This is a genomic window from Olivibacter sp. SA151, from assembly GCF_054130995.1.
In genome coordinates, this window is sequence record NZ_CP096391.1 from 4162602 (window position 1) to 4179065 (window position 16464).

A 16464-nucleotide genomic window follows, 5' to 3' on the forward strand; every position below is an offset into this window, starting at 1 on the left:
TGCCCTTGATGACGTAATAACACCCTCCCGGCAGACAAAAAAACAAGCCCACAAAGAATATAGAAATACCATACTGAATTGTTTAAGTTCTTTTCAGGAATCTATACTAACTCCTATACATCCGCTTTCGATTTTTTATACATCAATATGGTATAAACCATTCTATTACGATTTTCTCTCTCTATATAAATTATTTTAACAAGCGAAACTTTTAACGCTCAGAGAAAACGTAAAACTACTTCTCTTGACCCATAGTGCTTATTTGAAAACTGATTTTTAGAAGTTACGTTCATGACAGAAATTTTTGATTTTTTCCAAAACCTCACAAATCCTGAGTGGATCATGGAGAACGGAGGCTTATATCTTTTATTATTTATTGTATTTGCAGAAACAGGGATTTTACTCGGATTTTTTCTTCCCGGCGATCCGCTCCTTTTTATAACCGGGATGATTTTAGCAAACAATACACTTCCGGATGTAGATTCCATATGGAGCCTTTTATATTGGATTTTATTAATATCCATCGCAGGCATTTTAGGTAATTTCTTAGGCTATTGGACAGGCAAACGCTCGGGAAGTGTACTTCTTAAACGAAAGGACAGCTTTTTATTTAAAAAGAAGTATATCGTACAGGCGCAAGAATTCTATGAGAAGAAAGGCGGCGGCGCCATCATTTTAGCTCGATTTATGCCTATTGTGAGGACTTTTGCTCCAATTGTGGCCGGTATAGTTAAGATGGACCTACGAAAATTTTCAATTTTCAACATTGCCGGTAGTTTTATCTGGGTGGGTGTTTTAGTAACAGCAGGTTACCTGTTGGGCGAAAATGAATGGATAAAAAACAATTTGGAGAAAATCATTTTCTTAATTGTCCTTATCGCTACCGCTCCGGTTTTAATCAAAATGTTAAAAGGTTTAAGAAGTAAAGGTTTAGAAAAGAATGCTTCGTAAATTAATGCAGTGTTGACTAAAAAATAAAGGTCTCCAACCGGGGAGATTGGAGACCTTAGCTAACCAATTATAAACCTAAATTATGATGAGACAAAGATAGTGTACAAAATACACTTTGTCAAGTTTTTTTATATTATTTCGCTATTTGATAGTGAAAAACCCCTCTCGCCAGTTGCCCATTAGCACCAATTCCCTCTATTACTATTCGATATTTACCCTCGTTACCGGTGTTAAAGTAGCTTACACTTGCTTTACCTTCTTTATTAACCGATACTACCGGACTCCAATACACGGTACTACGTTGATCAGCCAAGATATCCGCTCTTTCTGACACACCGTATTTAGGGGAATAGAACTCACGCGTTGATGTAAAACCTTTCGGTGCATAGAGCTTCGTACTATAATCGGTACGTTCCGTTGGTGACCATCCCTTAGTATTGATTAAGATGACTCCGGTAGCAGCCCCGCCTCCATATATATTAGTGAGCGAGGGTGATCGCAGTACTTCCAAGCTTAAAATTTGAGTAGGATCTATTAAATTTTGTTCAAAAATACCTACCAAGTCCTGTAAATCTCCGTCGCTATGAAGATCAAGTATGCGCCCATCAATAATAACCTGCATTTTTCCACCCCGGGTAGAGGTAGGAAAAGTGACAGGCCCGATGCTAGTTTGTTCTGTTCTAAACACAACGCCTCGTAGGCGTCCTTCCAAACAGGCCCTTAGCGTTGGACAAGTCCCTAGCTCGCTCGCTGATATTATCTGATCAGCTCTACCCGGACCGTTAAGATTATAAGATCGCGGCAATGATTTAGCCGTTTTGGCGTTTACAATGACCTCATTTAATTTAATGAGCCTACTTTCAAGTCCCACCTTGGCTAATGCATCATCATGTTTTTTTGTACTCGAAAAGTATGTATCAAGTTGTTGATTAACATTTAGTGATAGATCGGCTGTATTCTTATTATAGGTTACGCTTAAACTTGGAATCCCTTCCAAAACGAGTTCGACTTTATCACTCCCTTTCTCGGAACGCCCTTGTATGGTAAATTTTATATTATCGGCTAAAAATAGACTGTCAAACACAAACACACCTTCTGTGTCTGTAATAGTTTCGAGTGTAATATTTGCAGCCACGGAAAGCAACGTTATTTTACCATTAACAACCGGTTTACCTTGGAGTGTAAGCAATTTCCCGCTAATGGAGGATACCATTTTTTCGGGAGGATAAATCGGTTTTTTCAACTTGTCGTCCAGCAAATCCGACCAAAGAAAACGTCGGTACCCCTGCGTCATCAGCAACAGGTCCAAATGATCGCGCTTTTCATCAGTTATATTGGTAAAATAGTAATTTGGTTGTTCGATATATCCTCTTAAATTACTTTGTAATAATAATTGAGAGAGAATGGTGGTTTCTTGCTCTTCTTTAACAGGAACTTGGCTTTCATCGATAACAGCTAAGGAAAAATTTCCTGAAACCGGCAGTCCTTCATTGTCGAGCACGCTTAAGTTAAAGTTTTGCTCGCTTCTTGGCTTATAACTATCTTTTAAATTCGTTATGGATATATTTAAATTATCGCCACGCTCTATGAAAGCAATCCGTTCATTCAAAGCTTGCCCTTGACTAAACAAAGTGAATTGGACAATTCCTGAAACACCTTGTGTCAACGGCACATATAAATTGTTTAGTGGACGATTAGGGCTTAAATCGGTTGCATAAAACACTTCTCCATCTGCTTGTGCAACAATACTTATCGGTTGTTTCAATCGATCGTTACTGCACATAATACGTAAAAGCACTGTATCCGTTGCAGCCTGCGAATACACCGACAGCACATATCCGGAAGTCTTTACCTTGGGAAGCGAAAGCTGCTTTGTGCTACCATCCTGAAATACAACTTGAGCCTTGTATTGCTTTCCACTTTCGGGAGTAAACATAAACTGCCCCATACCCGCATGCACGCTATTAAATGTTGTTAAAATTTGCTGATTTTCATCCAACACTTCACCTTTTATCTCGACACCCAGGCCATTCACACTTACTGCCTTAAAAGCGATCCGATTGGGAACACCCGCCACTAGATCACCACTTTCAGGAAAAAACTGGACATCGGCCCGATCATATTGTAAATTTATCGGAAAAATGCTTGTCGTTACTTTCTCTTTATCTAGCCGAATTTCACTTACAATAAAAGCCGTAATTGAATCACGTAAACTTCTTTCACTCAATGGCACCATTAATCGTCCCTCTTCATCCGTTTTACCCTTTCGCTGGCTCAATAACTCAGCCTCCGTCCGTATGAAGTATTCGATTGATTTATCGACCAGAGGTCTCCCTTCTCCATCTAAAAACCGGATATGCATCCCATTAATTTTTTTTTCTTCCGTTTCATCAAATTGCAAAGTTGCTTGGGTTTGAATTCCATAAGGGCTTATGGCACCGATGTATAAGATCCGGTCATAAAAGTAATCGCTGTCAGTGTTCCGCATCCACTGCGTATATGCTCTTAAACGATAGTTTCCTGCTTTTAATTCTACAGGCAAACTAATATTGCCCTTAGCCATACCGGCAATGAGTGGTAACTTAAGTGAAGAAACTACCGAATCAGTTGAAGAAATAAGATCGACATAAACGGCTCCACTTAACGAAGAGAGTTGATGATATGCTCCTACGACGGTATACGTCTTAAACCAAATCGTGTCACCGGCCATATAATAAGGCTTGTCTATATGTACGTATACTTTTTCTGACGGGTATTCTTTGGCCCAAGCCTCAAGTGGTTTTAAAATTTGTTCCACGCTATCCTGCGCGTTTGCAATAATAGCGCTCTGGCTAAAAAGCAATAAATACAGCAAAACGCGGGAAACGAAATTTTTAATCATATCAAGATTGTTTAGGAATCTGAAGCATTAACTTTTAAGTTTGCGGCAACGATAATACCCGCCATTCGGATAGTTGGAAGAGGGAACCTGAATTCACCGCCGTCACATATATACGATAAAAATTATAAGCGGTTGAATTAGCAAAAGTAAAGGTCCTTGTTTCTCTCCTTCCGGGGAAATCTTCGTTTTCACGTCTATCTAAAACGGTCCAATTGCTACCGTCTTTTGATCCTTCTAAACGCCAATTAAGCGGATCGCGACCATCTGCATCATTGCCTGATGTAAAGGTATAACCACCTAGCACAACAGGATTATAGAATTCCAGCTGAAACCACAGATCACCCGAGAAATCCGACTGCAAAAATTTAGTCGTGATATCATTGTCCACCAATTTCTTCGATCCCTCTCCCCCATCGGGCCCGCCATTATTATCTCTTGAAACAGAAAGCACGCCATCTGCCGTTACGTCTCTAACAATGCCCAAATCAGTTAACAAGCGCGTAATTTGCAAAACCGATCCTTTAGGTGTTTTTCCTTGTAGTGTATAATAATCAAACCTTCCTGTCTCCACAGGGATGCTGACTTCGCGTTCAGTTGAAATAGGAGTACCTGTAGCCGTTGCTCCGTTATACCAGCTGACTTCGCTTAAATTTACTCCGGTATTAACTGCCAAATCCAAGGTTCCGGTTCCCGTAGGACGGGTGTCCATTTCCATCAATCGGTTTGGGTTTATTTGGATAATTTTCTCCCGTTGAGCCCAGTATTTTTCTTCATTCTCTACACGCATTAAAACGGTAAATGTTCCCGTTTTTAAAAAAGTGTGTACCGGTGAGGTTTCGACAGAGCTACTGTCGTCTCCGAACTCCCAACGAACGACTGAAAAATTCGTTGACTCATTTTCAAAATCAAAAGTAAACGGATCATCATCTGCTACCTGCGAAGCTGTAAAGCTTGCGGTAGGCTTAGGTCCCTCTGGTTCAGGTGCAATCTCTTTCTCATCCTTTTTACAACCCGCACACAGTGTTACAGCGAGGAAAATTGTCCCCAGCAAATTCCTGAATTGTATTTCCATAATCAATAGCTATTCCTTTGTTTTTTTATATTAGTCGATAACATGAACACGCGTCCGCTATGGAACTCGAATAAGCCGCCATTCAGCCAACTGAATAACGCCGCTGCCATTGTTATTGGTAACATTCAATCGATAATATTTATACGCTTTTGCTGTTTCGAAATCGTAACGCTTGGTTAAGAAGCGATTCGCAAAGGTCTCCCCTGCTCTCGTATCTAAAGTGATCCAGATCGACCCATCGTCCGAGCCTTGCAGATTCCAATCTTTTAAGTCTCGATCCGCAGCATCGTTAGCTGAGGTAATCGTATATGCACCGATAAGCTGTGGTTCCGAAAAAGTTAGCTGAAACCAACTGCTACCCACAAAACCTGGCTGTAAAAATTTCGTATTAATGTTGTTGTCAATCAGTTTTGCCGCGTTCTCATTGGCATTTGAATTATCGTGGTCTACACTTAAGGTACCCGTAGCAGTTACATCTACTTCTCTTACATATTGCGGATGGACAAGCACAACAACATGACTTTTCGTTGGATCTAAGAGATGCCTAGATGTTGCCGCTAACTTAACAACTAATGCCAAAGTACGATCGGCATTTTCTTCAATGGTAGACCATGGAACAATTAAATCCATAGCAGCGCGGCTGAGGTTACTACCCACCTGATAGGTCTCATTAAGTGTATATTGATCCGGACGAAGGGCAATGGTATTTTCCGGTAAAATACCCTGGCCAACTAAGCTTGCTATACTATCTGTATTGACACCGGTTGTTACCGTAAAGAAATTCCCTGGTGTCCCTGCTAAACTAATTCCCAGTGGAATATTTATCCCGGCAGAGGTAACATTATAATTCCTTCGATTGCGCACCTCCAACACCGTGCCACCTCCGTTTGTAATAGACACGTAATGGATATCCTCTTCCTTTAGAATATCGTTGGTATTAAAAACAATTATTCCTGATTTATCTGAACCAATCGTATTTCCTTTACCGGGATTAACCAAGTCGTAAGCTAATGCTACTTTATGACCAAAAAAGCGCTCGAGGCCGGAAAGGCCGATTTTCACCTCAAAAGTAGCTTCCTTAGCTCCATAAGCGATATCTACCGCGTTCGGTAAGGTAATCGCATTTGAAGGTAATACGTAGACATCGGTCAGGTTACCGCTCTCTACTAATTGGATCACTGTATCTGCATTTAACTGCAGACCAACCTGAAAAGCTTTTGTCGCCGGGGATGATAAAGTAACTTTTATCGGGATAGTCACTTCATCACTATTTTTCACGATTTCACCTGCGATTTCACCCGCAGATACTGTCGTAGCAACATTGCGGTTTAATGCAAAACTATCCAGTCCCTCCTTTTTACAGGAAATTGACATCGTGCAAAGCAAAGCAATAAACACAAGTGGTTTAGTAAGTTTGTATCTTTTGTTCATATCTTTCCATCGTTAAAATCGTTCTATTGAAAAGGTTCAGTCTATTGATCTAACCAAGTTCTACCATCTAGCTGCCAATTCTCTTGCCGTGATATTTTAAGCCATGTATAGATTTGTGTCGGTACATCAAAAGTTCTTGGTACCTGAGAACCTAAGTCGGCTGTAGTTGGCGCACACAGATACTCATTTAACCGATCATAACTAAAATCGTCTGATGTCATTGTTAAATGATTGCCAAAAGGCCCTTCATCACGGACGGTACCATCTGTGTCATTGGCTACGGGCCAATAACCGGCCAGGTAATCATAATAAGGATGATTTTCGTCGACGCCTATTTCACAGGCATAGCGTGCAATCACGTCATCCGGCAAAGCCGCTTTCCAAACTCGCACATCGGCTACGTAAACGTCCGGTTCTCCGTGGCCATTACCGTTAATATAACCTATCTTTAGGGGTGCATTCGTATCTAGGTTACCCCAACCCTGTATGCTAGCTTCGGTATTAAAAGCTCCATTAGTGTAAGTACGGACAAAGCGTTCTCCATCGCGCACAACTCCCACTACCGCCACACTGCTCCAACTGGCATCAGCTAGTGTGCCTCCTTTCACTTGGTCACCGCCCCCTGTACCCCGGGCGTTGAACATCCAGTAATCGTTCTCCAAGAAAACGACCCAACCATTGGAGGCCCATCCCGATGACCATTCCGGGCGCTTACCGAGCACACTTGGGTAAATGTTTTTGATCGCTTTGTTCTTTTTAACTTTCAACTCAATAGTAAAAGCGCCAGTATCCAAATTGTACACTGTATTATCACCTGTTTCCAATTCCGCATAACGTTGTCCTTGAAAACGAGCAAAGTCACCCTGAAATCGGTTACCGATAAAAGGTTTGCTAACAAACCGTCGATTATAGCGAGATGCGCTGAATATGGTAAATGTATTCGCTACAGGGTTACTAAATACAGTATTATCATTTTCCGATATTGGATATTCCCCCCCGATACTTGATGTGACAACAATAAGCCAGTTTTCTTCTTGATAGGTTGGCCTTTCTTTTAACGCATTTAACATATCTCCCAATGCAGTGTCAAAAGCTATAAGAGCATCTCTGTAAGCTGGTTTTGATACATCATATCCGACCGCCGAACCAACTTTATCAGGATTGCTGAAGTGCGCAGTAATAAACCCTACATTTTCCGCTTGCAGAGCGGTAACGACCGCAGATTTGACCGCATCGTCGTCGGCAACTAGCTGACTTTCATCCGTATCAGTGGTTAAGTTATCTTTAAACACGCTTGAGGTAGTGAATACGCGAATATTCGTGGTTGAATCGGCTTGTTTTATTCGCTCATAAATTAAGGGATAAGTATCAAAGTTATTGGTACTGAAATCATTATCTATCACCCCATGTTTCTCTTTTGCCACCCCTGTAAACAAACTAGCCCAGTTAGTTCCCGGCTGTGTTGCTTGTTCATCAGCCAAAGAAACCCAAGAGTAGATAGCGTGGTTTAATAACCCATTGATATTAGGGGCCTCGATCGCCTGTATTGATTGTCCTCTTATACCATCTGCTATGATGTATAAAACTTTGGGCTTACCATAAGTTACATCAACGGAGTCATTATGCATCTTGTCTGGAATTGTCTTCTCAAATTCCTGCTGGCAAGAGCTAGTTAACAAAATAGCTAATACGCTCCATACAGATAAGGGCCAGAGCACCTTTTTTATCCCTGAAAGTATCTTTTTTAATTCCATCATAATGTTTTCAAATTTGACTTCGTATGTTGGCACTAATTATTCAATAAGCACCCTAATTATGTTAGCAGCATCTTTACTATCAAACTGCCAAAAACTACCAATTAACAATAAGGCTCGTTTTTTGTCGGCCGACTCCGTTTCAAATACATTGTATAGGTCGCCACTAAAGGTTCCGACGGCATTATAACCAGCAGCCAAACTACCATCGGGATTCAGCACCATGAAACTATTTCTCGTTTTACCATCGTATTTAACAAATGTGCCGCTTACTACGATCAGCCCATCACTAAGCTGTTTAGCAAAGCGAGGTAAACCGTTTTCGAATACCCTCGGAACAAAGGCTTCATCTAATGTACCATCATCGTTTAGCATGGCCATGGCTACCCTCGGCTGCCCGTTATAGGTTCTGAAATTGCCACATACCACATATTTATGGGTTATGTTATTATAGCTGGCATAATAGGTCTGAAAATCAAAACCTGCACCGCCTGCATTGAATGTTCGATCAATGGTACCATCAGCATTTAAGCGAAGGATATAGTTAGCAGGTTCGCCATCAAACTGGTTAAAATTGCCAAAGACTAACATTTTACCTTTCAATAGACCTTCCTGATGATAGTAGGTATCTATGGATCCGTTACCACCTGTTAAACTTTTGTTGGTACCGATATCAAAACGATAGGTTTTGTCCAATGTGCCGTCTAAATTCAATCGGGCAAACTGTCTCACTTCTGTGCTATCAACGATAATGGTATCTCGGGTCTCTAAGAAATTCGGTTTATCATATTGCCGACTGACATAATAACGAAAACTACCGGTCACTAACAACTTGCCATTTTCACTATAGATACGATTAACTCCACCTTCGTCAAAACCTGCATTAAATCGGGGGAAGTATTGTATGGTATCATTTTGATCAGGCCTTCTCCATGTATGCACGCCCATCGTATCAACGCTTCCATTACTATTAAGCATCGTTAAATTGCTAATGTTACTGGTTCGCTGTGCATAACCGGAGAAACTGCCACCAATAAAATATTTATCGTTAACTTGTGTAATGGCACTGATATAGCCGTTGGCACCGGTACCTGATTTTAAGCCTGCATCGTAAGTGCCGTCTAAAAAGGCCTGTGCAATGCGGTTAATGGGACGGATAATCCCTTTATTATTGTAGTTAGTGAAACCGCCTACGATCACCATTTTCTCATTATTTGTAAATAAAATATCACCAACCGCACCATTTGCCCCTTGTGTCGCAACAAAGGTCGGATCAATCTTAATTTTACCTTCCACGGTAAATTCAGGCCCAAAGACAACCACATCGCCCACGGAAATGGTGGTAATGCCCGTACTGGCATAATCAGGCACCACTACTGAAATTCCGGCATCCGTCACTTCTTTAATCTCGGCCTGCTCACCATTAAATCGGAAAACCAGTTGATCCTTATGAGGAAGCAAACCTTTAGCCTCAATATTCACTTCTATGCCCGGTAATCCGGAAGCTGGTGAGGGCGTTTTAGCACGATCGACAGTAATTCCTAAAGCAGCTTTTCCATCGGGATAAGGTTCACTGAACTGTTCTGCCTCCTTTGTGCAAGCGAGAGCGAAAAAGCAGAAAAAGAATGTATACCAAACTTTAAACTTGTAGATAGTTGAACTCATGATCATGTTATTTTTTAATTTAATCTACTCTTCATCTATCGCTTGCTTTCAACGATATCGTTTATTACCTCAAGTGAATTAAAACCGAATAGCGAAGAAGTATAGTCCAGCGCATGTACTACACCATTTGTTGGCTGTATATCAGACGAAGCTACTTTAGCAACTATCCAAACATCCGGATAAGACAAATTCGGAATATAGCAGATATGTAATTGCCGGTAGCCCATATATTTTAACACCGACTTTCCATCGCTGCTCACAGCGTCGTTAAACACAACTCCTATATTACATACGGAATTATCATAGGCATAATAATTTTGTCCCGGATAAATATTGAGGACATTAAAATCAATTTGCGGATAGTCTGCCAGCAGATTTTTTCCTTTGAACATATAACGGAGCATGTATTTGCGCCAAATCAAAGAATCGACATCGCTTAAGGTTTTTATCGTGTCACGATTTAACGTATAGAGCTCTGTATTCGCTCCGCCGTTGCGGTAATCGCCAATCAGCTCCTTGACATCGCGGTCTCTAGGACAAAAGAATGTGAACTCTTCTGTATTAAAAGTTTCTTCCAATCCCGCTAAACGGACAATCTGCGCGATGGTATCAAATTCCATGGGTTTAGAATCAAGATACTGCATAATCGTGCCATTAAAATGGGGATTAGCCAAGCCTCCATCTGTATAATAATCATCTTTATTACAGGCTGTGACAATTAAGAGTGTCAACAAGAAGTAAGCAATATGCTTGATTGATCTTATGCAAGAATTTTTCATTTTAAAGACAGCTTTATTACAACATATGATTAATTTCCACCACCACCTGGCAGCCAATATTCATTCAAGACCATATAAGGATTGTTTACCAGTGCGTTTGTGCTAACAGGCCAGGTCCAAGCTCTCCGCGTAAATTGATCTTGGTTAAGCGGCCATGCAAGCCATGCAGAGCTCATAATACGTCGTGTACGCACCAAATCAAAGTAGCGGTGCCCTTCGCCAAAGAGCTCCCTATTACGTTCCATAAAAATGGCGTCTTTCAATGCAGTGCCACTCATGCCGGCATAGGAAGAGGCTCCGGCCCGCGTACGGATCATATTCACCGCCTCAATCGCTTGGCCTTCATTACCTAAGTTGGCTAAAGCTTCCGCCCATAACAATATGGCGTCGGCATAGCGGAAAATCAAAAAAGTATTATCCGGGTTTTCATCTTCATTACCGGAAGCATAAACATTCAAACCGAACTTTCTTGCTACAAATTGTCCATTATCCGCCAACATGTCTTCAAACCAAATATCTTTACGTTTATCTGCATCGCTTGTAGGAAACAGCTTTTGCATGTAGGTTGATAGATAGTAACAATGACTTAACTGATTATTAAATCGGGGGAATTTATAAGGCCAGCGCAAAAAATGATCGCCAAAAGGTGCTAAATTAGAGACGTTATCGCCGTAATTTATACTTCGGTAAAATTCAAATAAGCTCTCTTCCGAACGCCCCTTCGTTACAGCGGCCCAACCATCATCATCCATGTCAAGCAAGCGATAAGCACCGCTATTTACCAACTCTTGACCTAAAGCAGTCACTTTTTGATAGTAAGCTGTGGCACGCCCTGGATCAAACCCTGCATTCCACATATTCATATGCATAAGGAGTGCAACGATACTTCCTTTGCTGGCTCGTGCTCCGCGTTGTGCCGCATCAGGAAACACCCAGGGCATATTATCTTTATGCGGCTCTAGATCGGCAATACATTTATTTAGGACAGACACCATATCCTCTCTCGGAAGGGGATCCGCCTGATAAGGAGCGGTATAATAAACAACGTCACCGTATAGCCGTACCATCCAGAAATAAGTAAAACAGCGGATAAAAGTTGCTTCGGCCAAATACCGTTGCGTATCCGAAGTACTTAGCGCGGCGATGCCCTCATTTAATTTGTCTATTAATATATTAGCGCTTTGAATAACACGATAATAACCCGACCAATCCGTAATGCGATAATAGTTATAAAAACCTGCATAGGGAGCATTATTGATTGCCGTAAGCAATTGATTTCTACCCAACACTTCTACTACTCTTCTTTCATTGTAACTGTTGCCTCCCGGACTGGCTACAATTTCGCCTGTTCGCGCCTCACCAATCGCTCCGATAACCCAGCTTTCGTTGATTTTATCAAAAAATGTGCTGTACATATTCGCAATATTTGCCTCAACGTCCTCTTTTGTTTGGTAAAAATTATTACCTGTAAGCCGATCTAAGGGCTGCACATTTAAATAGTCTTTGCATGCTGAAGCCGTTATAATCAGCATTGTCAACAAACCTATTTTACTCATCTTTACTATATTAAGCATTCTCATAACGATCGGTTTAGAATTCTAGATTACATCCAATATTATAGGTACGGGGTACAGGATAACCTTCGGAGATATCGCGCCCCATGGTCGTTACATTTTCGGGGTTCGGACCTGAATAACCACTAAAAGTGTAAACATTATCCATTGATACGTATACTCTTAAATTGTTAATGCCCCAACTCCGAACCAGTTTCTTATCAAACATATAGGACAACACAACATTATTGATCTTTAAATAGGAGCCATCTTCTGCCCAAAGGGTTTGGTCATAGCGATAAGGGTTAACAATTTCAATACGGCTATAGTCATAGGCATAAGGATACTTCGCTATATCACCAGGTTGACGCCACATATCGAATTCATCTAACGGAATAACTGCCTTTAATCCAAATGGATTTTTCATCAAGTTAAAACGATCGGCTAAGGCATTATTTAAAATCGTACGTTTTGCTGTAAAAGAAGCATTGATATTCAAACCAAAACCTTTGTAGGTAATATTGGTTGCCAAACCGCCGGTAAACAAGGGAGAGGCGTTGCCTGTACGTGCATAATCATTTGCATCTAACACATAATCTCCATTCAGATCTTTGATAATGGGATCCCCCGCACGAAAAGGTTGTCCGTTAACGCTATAGCGTAGTCCGGTAGCCGGATTAATAGGCACATCATCATCTGTAGCATATACCCCCTCATTAATCAACAAATAATTGGAAAGGGATGGCGTGCCTACACGAAATACATTGTGTTGTAAATAAGTCTCTCGATTGCCACTATTGGTTTCGAACCGTATAAACTGTCCGCCATAATGTGCAGGCAATTTGAGCAGCACATCCCGATTATAGGCTCCGTTGACCGTAACCATTAAGTTAAAGGGACTACTGGGCGATAAGGGGCGGATAGTAAACGATAGTTCGTGTCCGTAGTTCACAATACCGGCGTCATTACTAATTAATTTACCAAAAGCAACAGTATTCGAAAGATTTTCTTCAAACAATAAGTTATCTACCTTCTTATAATAGGTGTCATAAATTACATCTACTTTATTATTGAATAAAGAAAAATCAAGCCCGGCATTATACTGTGTAGTGGTGGTTGGTTTTAGATTTGGGTTGGGAATCTGATCAAAATTTAACCCAATCCCTTGCTGCCCGTTATAATTACCCGTAATATCATACTTTCCATAAATTCTTTCGAGTGTGCCATTCGGAATCACATTAATACCCCAGCTTAAGCGTAAAGCCCCCATATTTAGCCAATCCCAATTGTCTAAAAATTCCTCCTTATCAAAATTCCACCGTAGACCAATAGCTGGGTTTCTGGAGTATAGGTTGTCAAAACCATTCCCTGACGATCCATCCAATCGGTAAGATAGGTCCACGACATATTTCTTTTGATAATCATAAGAAGTAGCTAAAGCAAAAGACACCGCACGTTCGTCTAAGAAATTAGTCAAAATTCCTCCTCCTCGTGAGTAATAGCCATCAAAACCCAATGGCCCCTGAAATTGATCGTTGGGAGTACGTTCTTGTTGCGTGATGGAGTTTTGACGATCGCCTTTGCGAATCTCATTGAAAGCATTGATGAAAATATTATGGTTATCCCCGAAGGTTTTGGCATAAGTTAAATTGGTACGACTATAAAGGTTTGATTCACGGCCATTAAAAGCATAGACTTTAGCAAACTGATTATTAGCGGCCGCTGGTGTAAAGGTATCTTCATTAGACGACTTAAACTCGTAGCTAAAAAAAGTGGTTGCACGAAAGCCGGGAAAAATGCTATAACTCACTTCGGCGACGGGTCGGATCACACGAACGTCATTATTATTTTTTGTTCGTAAAGACCCAACATAATCGGCGTTTGCTTGATAGAAGGAAGGCCCGGGCATTAAAGTGGACGTTGCTCCCCCATCGGCGACACCTGTTTGTAATAGTCCGGCCCCATCTCCTTTATTTTGCTTACCTATTTGCGCATTGATCTGTCCAGTGAATTTAAATTTCTCATTCGGTGCATACTCCATACGGAGGTTGGCGCTATAGCGATCGAATCCGGTATTTCTGATAACGCCCTTTTCTGTAAAATAACCAAGGTTCGCTTTATAGTTGAAGGTTGGATTTCCACCATCTATCGCTATATTGTGGCTTTGATTATAAGTAGTACGGTAATAAAGCGACTGCCAATCTGTTGAATTATTATAATAAGCATTTAAGCTGTCTGACAAAAACGGCGTTTTTATTAAGTCGTCAAGATTAATTTCGCCTCTTGCATTAGCCAAGATTTGCTGAATCTTCAACTGCCTTTCCAAATTTCCTCCCAATGTAGCTCTTAAGGCAGGTGGCGCTTTCATAAAGGTATTATTCGTATACCGTACTCGAGGGATTTCTGAATTACCACGCTTCGTTGTGATGATAATTACTCCATAAGCGGCCATGGAACCGTAAAGGGAAGTAGCCTGCGCATCTTTCAGGATCTCTATACTGGCAATATCTTCTTGTGGAATCATGGATAAAGGACTTACCCCAGGCCCTTGTTGTTGAAAACCAAATTCAGAAGCACCATCTGCATCTAAGGGTACACCATCAATTACATATAAGGGTGAGGTAGGCTGAAGGAAAGATTCATTGCCACTCCCCGATACCGTTAACGTAGAAAGACCCCGAATTTGCGTCGATCCGCGAAAACCAGGGGCTCCCGTGTTTACCTGAATATTAAGTCCCGGCACCTTTCCTTGTAGTAGTTGCTCCACATTGGCTACAGGAACATCTTTTACTTCGTCTCCGCTAATGGTGACAGATGACCCTGTACTTAGCTGCTTCGAACGGGAGACAAATCCCCTGACCACTACTTCCTCAAGAGCACTTTGATCTTCTTCCATCACCACACTTACCGTTGTTTGTCCCGGTTTAAGCGTTACCCTCTTTTCTATGTATCCCATGAATTTGAATACCAGGGTTGAACCATTCGGAACACTTATTCTAAATTCTCCTCTTCCATTTGTGGACGCCAAGGGCTTAGGTGGATTTCCAGCTATAACAGTTACTCCCGGAATGGTAATTTTTTTCTGGTCGTAAACTACTCCGGACACGACTGTTTGGGCATAGAGTTGATAAAATAACCCGCTTACCAAGAATAGGGTTACCGTCAAAAAAGTTTGCTTAGCTACCGATAACATTTTACCGGTAATATAGCGTATAAGATAATGCGTAAAACTTTTCATATGATTCCTATTCTGATTTATTCGTCTTCGAATTTTGGAAGCTCGCGTCTGAAGTGGAAGATGATCTCCCAGTCACCTTCTCTAAAAATTTTAAAATTAAGTCCGATGTAAGCAGTTGTACGGACGTTATTAAAACCTAATCTTGAATAAGCAAATTCCAATTTTGCGCTACCACCTGTAGTGTATTTTGTAGCCACTGTTGTCAAGGGAATAGGGTATGCCACGTCGTACTGCACATATTCAGTTGTGTTAACCCGATTAAAGCCATGTACCAAATCGTTCCAACGCGTTTCATTAAACTTAGCAGGATTGATTGCCGTAGAGTCGGGGCCCCAAAATGAGAAACGCAGGTTATGCCCATTGCCACCTTCAAAAGGACGGATATAAACAACCACATCTTTTTGATCATCATTAGTTACCAGATTACGGTTGCTCTCTGCGCCGATGACATTTGTAAGTGAAGGACGGATGTAGTCCCTTTTATTAGGGTTCCTGGGATCTTTTGGATCAGGTGCTACACCTCCGGTATACCGATTGATGTCATTATTTGGTTCATATGGTAGCTCCCGCCAAGGAATCAATTGAAAATCGCGGATAATTCGCTCTCCACCTACATTCGTTATTTTTAAATCAAAGTAACGTCTGTCTTGCACGAGATTACTGCTATCTGCTGGCCTAGGAGTGATCAACTCGTTAGTCGATGCCCCCCAAAGCACGAATTTCCCGGATTCCTGAACCTCAAATAAGGGTCTTTCTTCTATTTTTCGCTTTGCTTCAATTTCTTCCAGAGAAGTTTCAATACCTGTGTACTCCCCCGTCCACACATAGGTAGGCCGTAGTTGAAAAATATCCGTTACCGGACGCCCATCACCATATCGGGCGTTAACGATTTCAAACTTTAATGGTTTGGTAGAGTTATCTGTATTTGGAGCTCCCAGTTCGCTGGTACGTCCAATTATCGGCTCAAAAATCTGACTGGGATAGTTGATGTTCGGACTCAGAAACTCTTGCTCTTCCGGTAAATCATATAACTTCTCGCAACCCTGCAAACCAAAGGCTACTATCATGATTCCCAACACAGAATACAGGGGATTGCCCCATTGTAATTTTACTTTTTTAACCAAATTATCCATGTATGGT

Annotated in this window: 10 protein-coding genes; 1 reads left to right on the top strand and 9 read right to left on the bottom strand. The window is 41.2% G+C overall.

Annotation, left to right across the window (positions count from 1 at the left end; all coding sequences use genetic code 11):
- Positions 1-291 precede the first annotated feature (291 nt).
- Positions 292-951 (top strand): DedA family protein, encoded by a 660-nt coding sequence (locus tag M1D52_RS17155; RefSeq protein WP_013666026.1) that lies wholly within the window; start codon positions 292-294, stop codon positions 949-951.
- Between the two features lie 133 nt (positions 952-1084).
- Here the strand turns inward: M1D52_RS17155 and M1D52_RS17160 are convergent, their stop codons facing one another.
- From M1D52_RS17160 to M1D52_RS17200, 9 genes are read right to left on the bottom strand one after another with little or no spacing between them, the layout of a single operon-like run.
- Positions 1085-3832, bottom strand: a complete 2748-nt coding sequence (locus M1D52_RS17160) for a carboxypeptidase-like regulatory domain-containing protein (protein WP_437393111.1) — start codon at positions 3830-3832, stop codon at positions 1085-1087.
- A 34-nt stretch (positions 3833-3866) separates the two neighbouring features.
- Entirely contained in the window at positions 3867-4904 is a 1038-nt protein-coding gene (locus M1D52_RS17165; protein WP_130857656.1) for a PKD domain-containing protein, read from the bottom strand.
- Positions 4905-4961: 57 nt separating this feature from the next.
- Positions 4962-6335: a discoidin domain-containing protein gene (locus M1D52_RS17170; RefSeq protein ID WP_437363133.1), complete on the bottom strand. Its 1374-nt coding sequence runs from the start codon at positions 6333-6335 to the stop codon at positions 4962-4964.
- Between the two features lie 41 nt (positions 6336-6376).
- Complete coding sequence (locus M1D52_RS17175; RefSeq protein WP_377609747.1) at positions 6377-8092, bottom strand: alkaline phosphatase family protein; 1716 nt, start codon at positions 8090-8092, stop codon at positions 6377-6379.
- A gap of 36 nt (positions 8093-8128) precedes the next feature.
- Positions 8129-9754: a DUF5008 domain-containing protein gene (locus tag M1D52_RS17180; protein ID WP_377609749.1), complete on the bottom strand. Its 1626-nt coding sequence runs from the start codon at positions 9752-9754 to the stop codon at positions 8129-8131.
- A 35-nt stretch (positions 9755-9789) separates the two neighbouring features.
- Positions 9790-10533 (bottom strand): hypothetical protein, encoded by a 744-nt coding sequence (locus M1D52_RS17185; RefSeq protein WP_013666020.1) that lies wholly within the window; start codon positions 10531-10533, stop codon positions 9790-9792.
- Positions 10534-10562: 29 nt separating this feature from the next.
- Positions 10563-12113 (bottom strand): RagB/SusD family nutrient uptake outer membrane protein, encoded by a 1551-nt coding sequence (locus M1D52_RS17190; RefSeq protein ID WP_013666019.1) that lies wholly within the window; start codon positions 12111-12113, stop codon positions 10563-10565.
- A gap of 10 nt (positions 12114-12123) precedes the next feature.
- Positions 12124-15324, bottom strand: a complete 3201-nt coding sequence (locus M1D52_RS17195; protein WP_377609754.1) for a SusC/RagA family TonB-linked outer membrane protein — start codon at positions 15322-15324, stop codon at positions 12124-12126.
- Positions 15325-15341: 17 nt separating this feature from the next.
- Positions 15342-16457: a DUF5007 domain-containing protein gene (locus M1D52_RS17200; protein WP_013666017.1), complete on the bottom strand. Its 1116-nt coding sequence runs from the start codon at positions 16455-16457 to the stop codon at positions 15342-15344.
- Positions 16458-16464 lie beyond the last annotated feature (7 nt).

Excerpts from the sequence above, each read along its gene's own strand:
- M1D52_RS17160 (WP_437393111.1), bottom strand. The coding sequence starts at position 3,832 with ATGATTAAAAATTTCGTTTCCCGCGTTTTGCTGTATTTATTGCTTTTT.
- M1D52_RS17155 (WP_013666026.1), top strand. The coding sequence starts at position 292 with ATGACAGAAATTTTTGATTTTTTCCAAAACCTCACAAATCCTGAGTGG.
- M1D52_RS17170 (WP_437363133.1), bottom strand. The coding sequence starts at position 6,335 with ATGAACAAAAGATACAAACTTACTAAACCACTTGTGTTTATTGCTTTG.
- M1D52_RS17185 (WP_013666020.1), bottom strand. The coding sequence starts at position 10,533 with ATGAAAAATTCTTGCATAAGATCAATCAAGCATATTGCTTACTTCTTG.
- M1D52_RS17195 (WP_377609754.1), bottom strand. The coding sequence starts at position 15,324 with ATGAAAAGTTTTACGCATTATCTTATACGCTATATTACCGGTAAAATG.
- M1D52_RS17190 (WP_013666019.1), bottom strand. The coding sequence starts at position 12,113 with ATGAGAATGCTTAATATAGTAAAGATGAGTAAAATAGGTTTGTTGACA.
- M1D52_RS17200 (WP_013666017.1), bottom strand. The coding sequence starts at position 16,457 with ATGGATAATTTGGTTAAAAAAGTAAAATTACAATGGGGCAATCCCCTG.
- M1D52_RS17175 (WP_377609747.1), bottom strand. The coding sequence starts at position 8,092 with ATGATGGAATTAAAAAAGATACTTTCAGGGATAAAAAAGGTGCTCTGG.
- M1D52_RS17165 (WP_130857656.1), bottom strand. The coding sequence starts at position 4,904 with ATGGAAATACAATTCAGGAATTTGCTGGGGACAATTTTCCTCGCTGTA.
- M1D52_RS17180 (WP_377609749.1), bottom strand. The coding sequence starts at position 9,754 with ATGAGTTCAACTATCTACAAGTTTAAAGTTTGGTATACATTCTTTTTC.